1 rRNA gene (only partly in view) is annotated in these 1,420 nt (G+C 56.3%); it reads right to left on the bottom strand.

The window, feature by feature from the left end:
- Positions 1 to 23: 23 nt before the first annotated feature.
- A 23S ribosomal RNA gene (locus tag IE271_RS40020) occupies positions 24 to 1,420 on the bottom strand; it runs 1,823 nt beyond the window's last position.

Below are 1,420 nucleotides of genomic sequence, written 5' to 3'. Positions count from 1 at the left end.
CAACACAGTGGACGCGAGCAACTGAGGACAAGCCCTCGGCCTATTAGTACCAGTCAACTCCACACGTTGCCGTGCTTCCATATCTGGCCTATCAACCCAGTCGTCTACTGGGAGCCTTACCCCATCAAGTGGGTGGGAGTCCTCATCTCGAAGCAGGCTTCCCGCTTAGATGCTTTCAGCGGTTATCCCTCCCGAACGTAGCCAACCAGCCATGCCCTTGGCAGAACAACTGGCACACCAGAGGTTCGTCCGTCCCGGTCCTCTCGTACTAGGGACAGCCCTTCTCAAGACTCCTACGCGCACAGCGGATAGGGACCGAACTGTCTCACGACGTTCTAAACCCAGCTCGCGTACCGCTTTAATGGGCGAACAGCCCAACCCTTGGGACCGACTCCAGCCCCAGGATGCGACGAGCCGACATCGAGGTGCCAAACCATCCCGTCGATATGGACTCTTGGGGAAGATCAGCCTGTTATCCCCGGGGTACCTTTTATCCGTTGAGCGACGGCGCTTCCACAAGCCACCGCCGGATCACTAGTCCCGACTTTCGTCCCTGCTCGACCCGTCGGTCTCACAGTCAAGCTCCCTTGTGCACTTACACTCAACACCTGATTACCAACCAGGCTGAGGGAACCTTTGGGCGCCTCCGTTACCCTTTGGGAGGCAACCGCCCCAGTTAAACTACCCATCAGACACTGTCCCTGATCCGGATCACGGACCCAGGTTAGACATCCAGCACGACCAGAGTGGTATTTCAACGACGACTCCACCCAAGCTGGCGCTTGAGCTTCACAGTCTCCCACCTATCCTACACAAGCCGAACCGAACACCAATATCAAACTGTAGTAAAGGTCCCGGGGTCTTTCCGTCCTGCTGCGCGAAACGAGCATCTTTACTCGTAGTGCAATTTCACCGGGCCTATGGTTGAGACAGTCGAGAAGTCGTTACGCCATTCGTGCAGGTCGGAACTTACCCGACAAGGAATTTCGCTACCTTAGGATGGTTATAGTTACCACCGCCGTTTACTGGCGCTTAAGTTCTCAGCTTCGCCACCCCGAAGAGTGACTAACCGGTCCCCTTAACGTTCCAGCACCGGGCAGGCGTCAGTCCGTATACATCGCCTTACGGCTTCGCACGGACCTGTGTTTTTAGTAAACAGTCGCTTCTCGCTGGTCTCTGCGGCCACCCCCAGCTCAAGCAGCAAGTGCTCTCACCAGGTGTGGCCCCCCTTCTCCCGAAGTTACGGGGGCATTTTGCCGAGTTCCTTAACCATAGTTCACCCGAACGCCTCGGTATTCTCTACCAGACCACCTGAGTCGGTTTAGGGTACGGGCCGCCATGAAACTCGCTAGAGGCTTTTCTCGACAGCATAGGATCATCCACTTCACCACAATCGGCTCGGCATCAGGTCTCAGCCTTA

This window comes from Streptomyces minutiscleroticus, assembly GCF_014650875.1.
Taxonomy (GTDB): Bacteria; Actinomycetota; Actinomycetes; order Streptomycetales; family Streptomycetaceae; genus Streptomyces; species Streptomyces minutiscleroticus.
The sequence above is the reverse complement of the archived record's forward strand: the minus strand, read 5'-3'. Positions and strand labels throughout refer to the sequence as shown.